Annotated in this window: 12 protein-coding genes; 3 read left to right on the top strand and 9 right to left on the bottom strand. The window is 39.2% G+C overall.

Translation table 11 applies throughout. The features are described from left to right. Window positions 1-431 precede the first annotated feature (431 nt). Window positions 432-3,275, bottom strand: coding sequence for an excinuclease ABC subunit UvrA (gene uvrA, locus L2567_RS04880; protein ID WP_235296612.1), 2,844 nt, complete (start codon window positions 3,273-3,275; stop codon window positions 432-434). A 242-nt stretch (window positions 3,276-3,517) separates the two neighbouring features. Here uvrA and L2567_RS04875 point away from each other — a divergent pair, with 242 nt between their 5' ends. The 3 genes from L2567_RS04875 (at window position 3,518) to L2567_RS04865 (ending at window position 5,551) form a co-directional block, all read left to right on the top strand. Then, entirely contained in the window at window positions 3,518-4,099 is a 582-nt protein-coding gene (locus L2567_RS04875; protein WP_235296611.1) for a sigma-70 family RNA polymerase sigma factor, read from the top strand. Window positions 4,100-4,303: 204 nt separating this feature from the next. Next, window positions 4,304-4,462, top strand: a complete 159-nt coding sequence (locus tag L2567_RS04870; protein WP_235296610.1) for a hypothetical protein — start codon at window positions 4,304-4,306, stop codon at window positions 4,460-4,462. A gap of 156 nt (window positions 4,463-4,618) precedes the next feature. Continuing rightward, window positions 4,619-5,551, top strand: coding sequence for a 3-keto-disaccharide hydrolase (locus tag L2567_RS04865; protein WP_235296608.1), 933 nt, complete (start codon window positions 4,619-4,621; stop codon window positions 5,549-5,551). A 348-nt stretch (window positions 5,552-5,899) separates the two neighbouring features. On the opposite strand, the gene L2567_RS04860 is transcribed toward L2567_RS04865, so the two are convergent. The 8 genes from L2567_RS04860 to L2567_RS04825 form a co-directional block, all read right to left on the bottom strand. Further along, window positions 5,900-6,442 (bottom strand): hypothetical protein, encoded by a 543-nt coding sequence (locus L2567_RS04860; RefSeq protein WP_235296607.1) that lies wholly within the window; start codon window positions 6,440-6,442, stop codon window positions 5,900-5,902. Window positions 6,443-6,541: 99 nt separating this feature from the next. Further along, window positions 6,542-8,131 (bottom strand): sulfatase family protein, encoded by a 1,590-nt coding sequence (locus tag L2567_RS04855; RefSeq protein WP_235296606.1) that lies wholly within the window; start codon window positions 8,129-8,131, stop codon window positions 6,542-6,544. Continuing rightward, entirely contained in the window at window positions 8,128-9,114 is a 987-nt protein-coding gene (locus L2567_RS04850) for a DUF3500 domain-containing protein (RefSeq protein WP_235296605.1), read from the bottom strand. Before L2567_RS04850 ends, L2567_RS04855 begins: the two co-directional genes overlap by 4 nt. 175 nt (window positions 9,115-9,289) lie before the next feature. Continuing rightward, complete coding sequence (locus L2567_RS04845; protein ID WP_235296604.1) at window positions 9,290-9,529, bottom strand: hypothetical protein; 240 nt, start codon at window positions 9,527-9,529, stop codon at window positions 9,290-9,292. Further along, window positions 9,529-9,993, bottom strand: a complete 465-nt coding sequence (locus L2567_RS04840; RefSeq protein ID WP_235296603.1) for an SRPBCC family protein — start codon at window positions 9,991-9,993, stop codon at window positions 9,529-9,531. Before L2567_RS04840 ends, L2567_RS04845 begins: the two co-directional genes overlap by 1 nt. Beyond that, window positions 9,983-10,312 carry an ArsR/SmtB family transcription factor gene (locus L2567_RS04835; protein WP_235296602.1) on the bottom strand — a complete coding sequence of 110 codons (330 nt, stop codon included), beginning with the start codon at window positions 10,310-10,312 and terminating at the stop codon, window positions 9,983-9,985. Before L2567_RS04835 ends, L2567_RS04840 begins: the two co-directional genes overlap by 11 nt. A 389-nt stretch (window positions 10,313-10,701) precedes the next feature. Then, a complete protein-coding gene (locus L2567_RS04830; RefSeq protein ID WP_235296600.1) occupies window positions 10,702-11,697 on the bottom strand; it encodes a hypothetical protein in 996 nt (331 codons plus the stop codon). 2 nt (window positions 11,698-11,699) lie between these two features. Next, on the bottom strand, window positions 11,700-13,538 hold the full coding sequence (locus L2567_RS04825) for a tetratricopeptide repeat protein (RefSeq protein ID WP_235296599.1): 1,839 nt from the start codon (window positions 13,536-13,538) through the stop codon (window positions 11,700-11,702). Window positions 13,539-13,614 lie beyond the last annotated feature (76 nt).

Raw genomic sequence — 13,614 nt, 5'->3', positions numbered from 1 at the left:
AGACTAACTACTAACTATCATCCAGTGCTTATAATTATAACACCCTGGGCTATCAGAATTGATAAAAGTAGGTATGTTAAAAAATAACGAAAAGCGAAATATGAGCTGTGAAGCCCTGTCTATCATCCCTTGAAGAGCTTTCTGCGCTGCAAAGCTAGGCGGCAGCTCTTAAAGAGAAATGCTAATAGATCTACACTGCAAAGCCTGGCTGCAGCTCTTAAGAATAGCGAAAAGCGAATAGCCCATTTCTTTCATATCATATCATCCCTTGAAGAGCTTTCTGCGCTGCAAAGCCTGGAGGCAGCTCTTAAAGGGAATTGATAATAGATCTGCGCTGCAAAGCCTGGTGGCAGCTCTTAAAGGGAAATGCTAAGAAACCTGCGCTGCAAAGCCTGGCTGCAGCTCTTAAAGGGAATAGCGAACCCCTAATCCTAAAACTTCTCCTTCAAAAACTGCCCGGTATAACTCGCTTCGACCTCTGCTAAATCCTCTGGCCTTCCCTGAAATATCAAATACCCTCCTTCTTTTCCTCCCACAGGACCCAAATCCACCACCCAATCCGCACACTTGATCACATCCATATTATGCTCCACGATCAACACGGTATGTCCATTCTCCACCAAACCATTCATCGCAATCATCAACTTCTCAATATCATGAAAATGTAATCCAGTAGTAGGCTCATCAAAGATGAAAAAGATTTTCTCCGACGTATTACTCTTTCCGAGATAGGATGCCAACTTGATCCGCTGAGCTTCCCCACCTGACAAAGTGCTTGAAGATTGACCCAGTTGCACGTACCCCAATCCCACCTCCTGTAGCGGTCCTATCTTACTAATGATATCATTATGCTCTTCGAAAAATTCTACCGCCTCGTCAATGGTTAACTCCAGAACATCAGCAATACTCTTTCCTTTATACTCCACTTCTAAAATATCCTGCTTGAACTTCTGACCTTTACAATCTTCACAAATCAGCTTCACATCCGCCAAAAACTGCATTTCAACCGTTATTTCACCGTCTCCTTTACAATTCTCACATCTACCTCCTTCGACATTGAAAGAAAAATGCTTTGGCTTCAATCCCTTGATCTTAGAAGCCTGTTGATCTGCAAATAGCTTTCGAATGGCATCATAAGCCTTCACATAAGTAACCGGGTTAGACCTGGACGATCGGCCTATCGGGTTTTGATTGATCATTTCAACTGCTGTGACCTGACTCAAATCGCCCTTTAGGTCTGTATAGTCACCTAACATGGCACCTACCGGTTCATCCAAATGCTTCTTTAATGCCGGATAGACAATGTGTTTGACCAGGCTGGTCTTTCCCGAACCGGAAACACCGGTGATCACCGTAATGGCATTTAATGGGATGGTTACATCTATATTCTTTAAATTGTGTTGACGAGCACCGACCACTTGTATTTTATTGACCACTTTCCGCTTGGTCAGTGGCAATTCAATTTCTCGAAGTCCGTTGAGATATGCCGCCGTTAAAGATTCATTTCCGCCCTGCCTGAATTCATCGTATGTCCCTGAGTATACCACTTCACCTCCATTGACTCCGGCAAGCGGTCCTATATCTACTATATAGTCAGCATTGATAATCACCTCTTCCTCATGTTCTACCACAATGACCGTATTGTCCAAATCCCTCAACTTCTTCAAGACAGCGACCAACTGAGCTGTATCCTTCGGATGTAGTCCAATACTAGGCTCGTCTAAAATATAAAGTGAATTTGTTAGATTACTACCAATGGTTCTCGTCAAATTGATGCGTTGTGTTTCTCCTCCACTAAGCGTATTGGAAAGTCTGTTCATTGACAAATAACCCAAGCCTATATCCAACATGATTTCCAACCTATTATTGATCTCAAATAATATTCTCCTGGCTACCTTCTCGTCATAGTCACTCAACTCTAGACTGTCAAAAAATGCTTTTAACTCAGAAATAGGAAAATCCACAATTTCCATGATATCCTTCCCAGCGATTTTCACATAAGACGCTTCCTCTCTAAGGCGTCCACCTCCGCAATGATTACAAGTCGTTTTGCCACGATATCGAGCCAACATGACCCTATTCTGTATTTTATAGGTCTTTTCCTGCAACTCTTCAAAGAATGCGTTGATACCCATCACGTAATTATTCCCCTTCCATAAAATGTTCTTTTCCTCTTTTGAAAGCTTATGGTAAGGTCGGTGTATGGGAAAATCAAAAAGATGCGCAGCACTAACAAATTGGTCCCTCCACATTCCATTCTTCTCCCCTTTCCAGGCAGCTACCGCCCCTTCATAAACGGACAAACTCTCATTGGGAATCACTTTCTTTGGATCAATTCCCAAGATTTTGCCATAGCCTTCACAGACTTTACAAGCGCCATACGGATTGTTGAAATTGAAAAGCTGATGGGTCGGTTCCAGGAATTCAATCCCGTCCAATTCGAAGCGATTATTGTACAATACTTCTTCTTGATTCGAATGATCAAGAACAATACAGTTACCCTCACTTTCAGCAAACGCTGTTAAAACGGAGTCTGCAATCCGTTTCTTATTATCTTCTTCATCAGAAACTGCAAATCTGTCGATCAAGATTCTGTACTCCGATGCTGCTTCTGAAACCACACTAAGATCTAATTCCTCATCTCGTTCCAAGATATCCTCTATGTATTGGAGTTCTTCTGCTACATTAACCCTGGAATAGCCGCGTTTTAACAACATTTCTAATTCAGTCCTAATATTTCGGTCATCATACTTGGACTGAAAGGGGATGTAAATTGAAATTTTCGAACCTTCAGGTTTCGCCATAATGAACTCAACAACATCCGAAACCTGATGCTTTGTAACTTCATTCCCTGAAATAGGAGAGATTGTTTTTCCTATCCTGGCAAAAAGGAGCCTCAAATAATCATAAATTTCTGTTAAAGTTCCAACCGTTGATCTGGCATTTGAAGAACTTACTTTTTGCTCGATTGCAATGGCAGGACAAATTCCTTTGATGAAGTCCACCTTGGGTCTTTTCATTCTATTCAGAAACTGTCTGGCATAAGAAGAAAGGGATTCAACGTACCTCCTTTGGCCCTCAGCATACAGTGTATCCATAATCAATGAAGACTTTCCCGATCCGCTCAAACCCGTTACGACTATTAGCTTTTCCTTGGGTATGACCAACTCAATATTCTTCAGGTTGTTAGAATTGGCACCCTTTATGTGTATATATTTTTGATAATCTAGATTATCCTTATTTGAAATTTCTGTAATTGCGTGTTCTTTTATCATTGAATGGCGTTAAACGGTAAAGGTAGTATTTCCGTTAAAAATCTGTTAACCATTATTAAATAATGGCTTTGATAAAAAGTTTATGATAAATTGCAGAAGAATTTTTGAATATTAGGATTGAAGATCTATATTTGAGCATTCTTAAAATCATTGCAAATTAAAATCTAGCATATAAGATACAGACATATACACTGAATTAAAAAATAAGATTTCCTTAACCGACTTTAATAAGTTTAGTGAATATGAATGTACAGAAACTAGAAGACAGAGATCTAATTCTACAGTATCTCGACGGTAATGATAAAGCTTTCGAAGTTTTATTGACACGCCATAAGCAAAAGATTTACACTTCCATTTATTTGTTTGTCAAGGACCATGAACTTGCGGATGATATTTTTCAAGATGTTTTCATCAAAATAATCGATACCCTTAGAAAAGGTAAGTATAACCATGAAGGTAAGTTTCTTCAATGGGCACTGCGGATCTCATACAATATGTGTGTAGACCACTTCCGAAGAAGCAAGAGAAGAAGTAAAGTTTCAGCTTCTGAAACCTTTGATATTTTTGATGTGCTGGAATCTCCGGATGAAAATATGGAAGATTCACTGATTAAAAGTCAGGCACACGGCAAAATCCGAGCTTTAGTGGATCAATTGCCACCAGAACAAAAAGAAGTTGTAATTTTAAGACACTACGCAGATATGAGCTTTAAGGAAATAGCTGCATTGACAAGCGTTAGTATAAATACAGCATTGGGAAGAATGAGATATGCACTCATCAATATGAGAAAGCTTATCGGAGATAAAGAAGTTGTATTTCAATAAATTTGAAAGATTGAGTTAGTAAGTTATAAAGGGAAGTAATTTCAAAATTGCTTCCCTTTTTTTATAAGTGGTCTTCAGACTTATCGTTGCCCAACACGATACATGACATGATTTTCATTTCTTATTAAATCCTTGATTTTAAGAATCACTCTTAACCAGGGTTGTTAGATTCAAACTCAATTCAGAATAAGCTTATTGACAACTATGCGAACTGGCTACCAACCTGGTGAGCTTGTTTATGTCAATGGTGTATTTCGAATGACGAATATTTTTCAGAACAAATTGGACCTTCTGGATGAGAAAATCATCAAGAATTCTATTGCAGAAAATGGGTGTCTCCTAAATGAGGGACAAGTGCACTAAAAGATTCGTCTATAATGTACATTTTGCTTTCTGAATAATTATATTTGGACTCAATTCATAAAAACATAGCTCTTATCGTTCTCTAGCTCATTTGCCTTCAATGCGCTTGCAAACAAAGACAATCGATAAGTAGTTGGGAAAAATAAAGTTTATACAATGAGAATACTGATCGTTTTAATTTTTACAGCACTTGGATTGAGTGTCAGCGCTCAAGAGGATGAAAATCCCATGGTAGGAAAATGGGATCTTACTTTTATCAATGATGGAAAGGAATTGCCCTCCTGGCTCGAAATTAAGAAGTCAGGTATTAAAACTTATGTAGGCCGCTTTGTACACTATTCAGGAAGTGCTAGACCGATTTCAGAAGTGAAAATGAGTGGTGACCGATTCTACTTTTCTATTCCTAAGCAATGGGAAGAGGGAGACGGAATGCTGAATTTTGAGGGATACATCACTGACAATAGAGATACCTTAAAAGGAAGTCTAAGCTATAGTGATGGTGATGTGTATTATTTTACAGGGCTTAGAGCACCAAAATTTAAGTACACGGCCAATCCAAAATGGGGCAAAGAAATTAAATTATTTAATGGTAAAAATACAGAAGGCTGGCTACCAATAGGAATGGCAAGTCAGTGGAAGGTAGAGGAAGGCGTTCTCGTGAATGAAAAAGCAGGAGCCAACCTGGTGACCAGCCAATCCTTCAACGATTTTAAACTTCATGCGGAATTTAGATATCCGGAGGGCAGTAATTCTGGTATATACTTGCGCGGTCGCTACGAAGTACAAATTGCTGACAATGCAGGTTCAGAGCCATCTGATATATTGTTTGCAGGCATATATGGATTTTTAACGCCGTCTGAAATGGCAGCCAAAGAAGCTGGGGAATGGCAAACTTATGATATCACATTGATAGGCAATAGAGTGACTATTGTTGCCAATGGTAAAACAGTCATCCAGGATCAGGCCATACCGGGTATTACCGGTGGTGCATTGGACAGCAATGAAGGCGAGCCGGGACCTATCGTTCTTCAGGGAGATCATGGCCCAGTTGAATTCAGAGCGATTATAATCACACCCAGAGTAGATTAAGAAGCAAAGGTAGTAACATGCGTGGTTTGCACATTTGTCTTCTATTGAGGGACAAATTTCCAGATCAAAGGATATAAAGCCAAAGAAAAAAGGACAAATGTCTATTAATTCTAGACAATTGTCCTTTTTTTTACTTTTGGAATTTGCTTAAGAAAAAAAGGTAGCCGAAATGATTCACCGGCTACCCCTCAATAACAATATCAATTAATTAATATTATTCAACTTTTCGACTTCTGGAGCTCAGGTGCGTGTTTCTGTTTCACATTGATCTTTATGACTAAACTCCAGGATCGTGTTCAATAAGCAGATTTCAGGCTCAAGTCCGAGGTCCTGTTCTCACTACATTAGCTAGTTAACCGTTCGGCCTTTCGCGGTCTTACTCTTAATCGTCGTTCTCCTGATCGCCTTCAGATCAATGAGTAACGCGGCATAAGCACTCTCACTATCGGTTCTGTATACCCTGTCATTGTAACTTACCGTCCCAAAGTTCTTTTCCCAATCTGCCGCCAACATCATGTACTTTCCACTGTATCGCTGGTTTGGACCAAACATTAAAAACTTGTCGTCCCCACCCTCTTCAAAACTAATGGCAAATCTATTGGTTTTCGGAATAAACAATAATACCCCGGGCGTACCTTTAGGAAATCTCACTTCTTCGATTTCACGACCTGCGACCACTTTTACCTTTCCATCTTTAATAGCGGATTCACCTTCTTTCATTGCCCTGGTCAGCACAATATCATCCGATAAATAAAACTGTATGGATTGTAAATCTCGTTCTGACCATCCATTTTCTTTATATAGTCTTTGGGTTAAAGGAGTCAATCTTGGGCTGCAAGAGCTCAAAACAATCATTAATAATCCAAAAAACAGATAAATTTTATGAGTCATCTTGTTTCTGATATTTTAGGTTAATTTATAAAACTCGCCTCAAACTTGCTGAAAATTAAGACAAATTAACATCGATTTAAATAATTTATAACAAGATCATTATTGCACAGATACTATAGGTGAATCATCTAAACCGATGTGGACTACCTTTAATTTTACATCCTTAGAAAGTTTCACGCTTTGATCATAAGGCTCCCACTTCCCTTCGCTTTTGCTCACAATCAAGTGTCCATATTCATTCGGATTGATAAAACTGACTTGTTGACCTTTAATTACTTCTTGTGGAGCTTTCAACTTAATTTCTGATGACATTTTCTTCCATTTTTTCATCAAAACTTGTTCGTCAATGGCTCCATAATCTTGATGTTTTGCCATCCAATCTTCTAAAACCCGACGATGTTCTTTGATTTCCTGCTGATAAAATGAATTATTTGCCAGATTATTCAGCTCAAATGGATCCGTATATAAGTCATAAAATTCAATGGGATCTTTTTCAGCGCGCATCCAAAGTGCCGGGGCACCTGACAATTCGCCTGCTTCACTTAAAGCTCTCCATCTTTGCATCATCGACATTTGCTCTCTATATTCTACTGGTAAAGCATAAGGTACATCAGTTCTATAATTTAAAATGAGTTTCCATCTTTCACTTCTGACAGAACGACTGCGATCATATACCGCGTCAAATCTGTCCGAAGAGGCAAAAATGTAATCGCGTTCTCCTCCGGCAAATTGACCTAAAAAAGCTCGCCCATGCATATTTTCTGGTGTTTCGATTCCAGCAATTGATAATACGGTAGGCGCTAAATCAACAAAACTTAACATCTCCTGGGATCTTACTGATCCTTTAGATAGAGCTTTAGGTAATTTGACAAAGAGTGGAACCTTTAAACCTGTTTCCTTGAGCGACCTTTTGTGCCTGGGAAGAGGCCCACCATGATCTCCATAAAAAAATATGTACGTATCATCGTAAAGATCCTCTTTCTTAAGTTGGTCTATGATATGCCCAATCTTGCGGTCTATCCTTAGCAGATTGCTATAATTTACTGCCAGATCGTGTCGAATAGCAGGGTCTTCGGGAAAATAGGGAGGAACGCTGACTTCATTAGGATTTACAAATAGGCTATCATCTCCATATCTCCAGATGCCTGATTCATGGCTCTCATGAAAATTATATATGGAAAAGAAAGGTTGACCTTCAGTTTTATTTTCCCAATGTGCCTCCTGCGAACTAGCGTCCCATGTTCCGTCCGTAATGCGCATGTTATAATCTTCCTTAGCATTGTTGGTACAGTAATACCCTGCTGCTCTCAGATATTTGGGAAATTCCATCACTCCCGGAGGCATTACAGGAGAATAAGATGGCACATTAATGGTAGGCTCGCCTTCTGGTCTATAACTATTATAAGTTCGCATATTGTGTGTCGCGGTGGCGATGGGGTACATTCCAAGGATGATGGAAGATCGAGCAGGTGCACAGACTGGTACTGTTGCAAATGCATTGTCGTAAATGATACTTTCCGATGCTAACGACTCCAAAGCTGGTAATGCTATGGTAGTATCTCCATACATTGGAAAAAATTGAGACGACTGATCCTCCGCGACCAGCCAGACTATATTGTACTGACGCTGACCATTGACAAAAAAAGTGATCGAAATGAATAAGCTAGCTAAATAAAATTTTGCTTTCAATGTTTATGTTTTTTTCTATGTTCCAACAGGAGGTCTTGCCCGAAATCACCGTCAAAATCTCTCCATACGGTATGAATATGATTTGCTCCATTTTGGGCATTGTCGAATTCAATCAGGAACGATTCCCCCTGAATTCTGTAATAATATGGTTTTCCTAATGCAGTACTTCCTGCCCAGGCAAAGATTAAGTCTTCGTTCTGAATAATTTTCATTCTATCCTCTGCCAATGTTGGCTTCAGGGAAGACAAGTATTCAGCCAATACCTTTAAAAGCAGTTTACGCTGATCTCCTGTCAACTGCTTTATACCAATTCCTTGCCTCTGCAATGGATCAACTTTCGAATCATTTTTTGTCAATATCTCCCAATAAGGTTCCTCAGAAATAATGGCTATCTCCTTTTGATCTTCATCCAGGGAATGAAGCAGTAGCATTCCTAAATCCTCCTCTTTAGCCAGTACCCTTAAGCCTTTCTTGGGGCCTTCCAGAACTGTAGCAGGGTTGGCACCAAAAAATCTGGGTGTAGCACTGATCTGACCATCAGCGTAAGTGAAATGTAAGGACAAATGGTGACCGCTAAAACTCCAGGACCAGGGATTTTGATTTGATGGATGGCCAAATATGGCTATGGAATATTGATCCGGATCTCGATGTGTATAATTATTTTCCAACTCTGCCAGAACGTTTTCCAGGTCAATGATGGCTTTTGACTTTTCGAGACCTTTCTCGGACAAAACACTTCGTAAAATATCAAAGACTTTTTCCCTCTGATGTTGTTTCAGGTCAGCTAATTTGATCCCAGGCCGTTCATAGGAACCGGCAGGTAAGTAGTGCCAATCGGTTCTTCTTTCATGATCTACGGTAAAAATCGCCTTGGATTTTTGATCAGTGGAAAGTGAGTTAATGAAGGCAATAGTAGGCTCTTGCGAGGGTGTGAGCAAATGATAGCTTGAAAAAGCAATGATGGCTGCTATGAGGTAGCGCATTCAGAATTGGTTTATACTGTAAGATAATACAAATAACCTTTACTGAATACTAAAAAAACAAATACGATACCGGGCTCTGAAGAATTCTGTCCATTCACGGTTGAGTTTGCGATCTTAGTGTTTTATTCCATACTACACTCATATATCTTCAATCATTAGGTGTTGTCTCTGTACATCAATCTTTCGGTAGTGCCTCAAACTCTGCCTTTTTATCCATAAACCATTTTTGCATGGATTCAGGAGACTTCATTAGCTCTTGCATTTTACGCATTGCTTCCATATGGGCAGCATCTTGTATTTTAAACATTTCTGCACCATGTTTTTTACTCAGGGCTGCCATTTCTCCAAACGTTTCGGCATGGAAAATTTCATCGCAAGCTCCTCCTAATTGTTTGCATGTCATCGATTTCATCATTAATCTATTGTAAGTTTTAAATATTCTTCTAACCTATTAAATACAGAACCCCATCCATTTTGAATCCCCATTTTTTCCTGTTGAATTTTGTATTCTACAGTAGGATGAATGACGTTAAATGTAAATTCAGTTTGGTCACCTAAGGACTTAAACAATGCCTGTATTTCTACATTAGAAGTCATCGGTTTGAAGTCTGCGACGGAACAAATTTTTTCATGGTAGATTATTTCAACATATCTCCCTTCAGCTATGAATGGTTTTCCATTGGGCATGAGCATGGTATATTTCCATTCGCCCCCAACTTTAAAATCATGCTTTTCGATTTGGGTATCTGATCCCTTAGGATTCCACCAATGGACGATATGTTCAGGTTCACTCCAGGCTTCCCAAACTAAGCTGATTGGCGCATTCAAGATCCTTTTGATTTGTACTGTTCTATTCATGTACTCGTTGCTATCGATCATTCTTTTTTGATTTTAGTTGTTGGAGATAATCTTCAAATGAGTCAATTCTTTCTTCCCATTGCTTTTGATATTGTTCAATCCAGAGAAAGGCCGGAATTAAACTTTTTGGTTCGATGGAATAGTATCGCTCACGACCTTGTTTAGTGACGTTCACCAATCCGCATTCGTCAAGTATTTTTAATTGTTTTGAAACGGCCTGCCTGGTGATATCGAAATGCTCAGCAACTTCATTGACAGACAGATTTTTCTGCGACAATAAATCGAGAATTTCTCGCCTTATGGGATCGGCTATTGCTTGAAAGACGTCTCTTCTTGTCATTGTGAAGCAGTTGTTCTATTTCCAATAAAGTACGAAGCAAGCAATAGGGATAAGGTTATCATTGCCCATATCCCCATATCGAATTGAGATTCAAACCAATGTGAAAGAAAGGCACCTGTTAAGGCAAATAGCCATCTGAGCATCTGAATGATCCATTTCTTTTTCATTTCTTAAACTCTCTTCTAACCAATTATAAGCAACTGTACGGTTGCAAATATAAGCGCAATTGATTGGTTGCGCAAAAGATTCGTTGATTATTTTACTTTTTTTGAGAAGATTATTGATGGATTCGCTTTTGCCACATCATTGGCACCTAAAAATCTTGAACCTACTCATGAAATAAATCTTTGACTTTAGATCTCATTAAAAAGTCATTGCCAAAGTTGCAGCTATTCCTCCAAAATCAAATTTCCGGTCATCACACTCGGTCCGATGTTCGTAAATATGTTCCCATTCAGCATTCTAATTGTTCCATGATTGATAATGATGCCTTCATTGGTGAAAGGGGCATCGAGGGTCAACGTTCTAAGTGGTTCTACTACCAAAGTGAGGTTCTGACCACCGGGAAATGCTGTAGCATCTGAGATCGTGACATCTCTGGTGACTTTGATGAAACTATAGTCTGTGGCGGCAGCTAAAGCCTCTTGCAAAGTAGCAAATCCGCTACCATTCGTTATGAAATTTCCACACTCTCCATCTGTAATGATATAAGTATTACTGGGGTTGAATAAGTTACCACTTATATTTAATGGAAGGGTGGGTTCAGTTATCAATAGTGGTCTTAGTCCACAAAATTCAGCAAGACTTGGGTTATTAAGAATCGAAATATTTTCAGTTACATCTATCAGAGTGGATAGGCCATCTAGATTCCTCAGAGAAGAATTACTGGACACCTCTATACTTTTCACAACATTACTGGGACCTTCTCCTAATACCATCGATTTTAAATAAAGATTATTTGAAATTTTGACGTTAAGCTCAATACTAAAATCTATGATCCGAACTGAATCCAACATGTCATTATCTCGTATTTCTAAACCTGTTGATCCGACTGGTAAGTCAATGCTTTTTAAACTGTCATTATTAATAAAATACCATGTTCCAAGACTGTTGCTAATAACACTGCTTAAGCCTTCAATACTTTTAAGCCGTGGATTGTTATATATGTAATAAGCGCTTCCACTTCCAACCGTTGCACTTGACATGCCATCCAAATTCGTTATATCTTCCCCACTGATACTGATAGATGACAAAAAAACCCCAGAATAATTATCCACATCCGCCTGACTGCAAAGGTTACATGGAGGTGGGGTCTGTGATAGTCCGAAACTACAAGAAATTGTAGTTAGTACCACGCTCAAGAGAAATGGGATATTCGATTTCATAATCATAGATTTATTAGATATTCCTGTAAAGTGACTGATGAATCAATCTCTAATTTTTTCCTTAATCTTTGTCTCGCCTTTTTCACCCCCTCGCTGGTGATATTTAGAATATTGGCGATTTCTTTGGAGCTTAAGTTCATCTTTAACAAGGCTACCATTCTCAGCTCAGACTTACTTAAAGGCTGATCATTTGCCCTAAGCTTTTGTAAGAATCCACCATGTACAGATTTAAATTCTTTCGTGAATATTCGCCAGAACTCGTCATCTCCCAGTGCTACGTCAACTTTATGAATCTGACGTTTTAGCAAATCAGCCATTTCCGCCGAACTCAATTTTTCTAATTCTTTGAGATCGTCTCTATGCTCTACTAAGAACTGATTTTTCTTAATCAGTTGTAAGACATTGGCACTCAACTCCCGAGACTTGGAAGCCAAAGCTGATTCTGCCATTTCCTTTTTGGTTTCTTCCAGTGCCAACTCCGTCTCCAATAAAACTTTTCTCTCTCGATAATATCGAATAAGCAGAAATCCTGAAACCAATACAAAAGCCACAACCACTCCAAATAATATCAGCCACATTCTATTTCTTTTTTGCACATACTCGGCCTCAGACTCTAAAGCTTGAATTTTGGAATCACGTCGTTGCGCCTCATATTTTTCTTGAAGTTCATTGACCTGACGAACCCTTTGCGACTCATAAAGACTATCTTTTAAAACCTGCACCTTGTCCATGGCTTGGATCACCTTCTGATCATTTCCCATTTTCAAGTGATAATCACGCAGGACTTCATAGCTTTCCATTGCTCGCTCTGGAAGCCCTATCTCACGGGACAACCGTAAGGCTTGATCAATTAAGTTTTGAATGTCGCCCAATTTCCCTTGACCAATCAAGCTTTTAGCCAACTGATTATTGATATCAGGAAGATTGTGTCGCATACCTAACTTCTTTGCCAGCTCCAGAGCCTTTCTCAGTGATTCTTCAGCATCTCGGTATCGCTCCATGACGTTCAGCACACTTCCCCTATTAATACATGAATTGAGCACACCCCGCTCATCTCCGAAATGGGTGCTGATTTCTTCTAACTTTGCGAACTGAATCAGCGCTTCCTTAAAATTATCTTGAGCCTTATACAGCAGTCCCAGATTATTATAGAAGGCGGAATGCTGATATTCACTATCTTTTGTTCCATTCATCAGTTGCAAGCCCTGCTCATAGAATGACTCCGCTTTTTCATAATTCCTCAACTTCTTATGAATGGTTCCCATATTATTATAAGCCACTCCCAGAAGAGATGTATCCTTTATTTCTTCAGCATAATTCAAGAATTTTAGTGAGTGGACCAATGCTGAATCCAATTCATCAGAGAGCATGTTGAGCCAACCGATGTCTAGATGGGTATAGTAAATATTAAACGTATCCTGAATTTCCTGAAATAGTTTCAGGGATTTTTGTAGGTCAATGTTTGCTTTAGCATAAGATCCGGCATCCTGGCAACTTCGACCCCTAAAACTATACCCGATTGCAGTCTGCTTTTTCAGTCCATACTCTTCAGAAAGCGCAATTCCCTCATTGGCATAAAATATTACACTATCTATCTCTCCTGCGACCTGATAAGTTTCCGCCAGCAAAAGTCTGCCCTTCACTTCACCCCACTCGTACCCAAGTTCTGCGGATGAGTCTATCAGAACACGTAGCTTAGCAATGCATTTCTCTGCATTTTCAAATCGGCCATCGTAATAATGCCAAATAAGACTATCCAATACTGCATACTGACCTTGAGCACATGCCTTGTTCGCAAACATGTAAATAACCACGAAACATAAAAGAGTGCCAAACTTCATTTAATAAAGCTAGCTTTTTTACATCCGCATTGAAGGTAAAATGGCCTTTTATTTGTAATGTCCCCTTTTTGTACCC

Origin of the sequence: Portibacter marinus (assembly GCF_021533195.1) — a bacterium.
Lineage (GTDB): Bacteria > Bacteroidota > Bacteroidia > Chitinophagales > Saprospiraceae > Portibacter > Portibacter marinus.
Note: the sequence above shows the minus strand (reverse complement) of the source record. Positions and strands in the feature narration are given on the sequence as shown.